The sequence below is a fragment of the Actinoplanes sp. NPDC051475 genome (assembly GCF_040689425.1).
Taxonomy (GTDB): domain Bacteria; phylum Actinomycetota; class Actinomycetes; order Mycobacteriales; family Micromonosporaceae; genus Actinoplanes.
The window spans coordinates 138,114-138,628 of sequence record NZ_JBFAZZ010000008.1; the positions used below are offsets into that span (position 1 = coordinate 138,114).

General features: G+C 72.2%; 1 protein-coding gene. It reads left to right on the plus strand.

Annotated elements, in window-relative coordinates; translation table 11 throughout:
- A partial coding sequence (locus tag AB0368_RS18245; RefSeq protein WP_366155039.1) for a hypothetical protein occupies nucleotides 1-187 on the plus strand: 187 nt, incomplete at its 5' end.
- Between the last annotated feature and the right edge of the window lie 328 nt (nucleotides 188-515).

Sequence of the window (515 nt, forward strand, 5' to 3'; positions counted from 1 at the left end):
CACCGGGCACCGGGCACCGGGCACCGGGCACCGGGCACCGGGCACCGGGCACCGGGCACCGGGCACCGGGCACCGGGCACCGGGCACCGGGCACCGGGCACCGGAGATTGTCGGCCCAGGCGCCACCCGGGGACATCGCGTCTTCCCCGCCACGCTGGCGATTGATGTGGCGGCGCAGCCGCCGTAGTCATCCGTTGTATGTCACGTCCCTCGTTCCACGTGAAACGCGATGCCGGACGGCTTGCCAGTCCAGTCGCGTCGAGGCCGCCCTGACGTATAGGTCCGCGCCCTGCTGTGGCGTCGACCGGACCGGCGCCCACCGCCGTGCCTACTGCTCAGCCCCGGGCTTGGGGAGACCCGGCCGTCCAGCGCAACGAGTGTCAAGGCCCTCGAAGGCGCGACGAAGGCGCCTGCCCTACCGCTGTGCGGTTTCACGTGAAACTGGGCCTGTAGAGCGCCTGCCCAGCACTAGCCACGAGCGCCACGAGCCTGGCCCTCCGAGTCGTGAGTCTGCC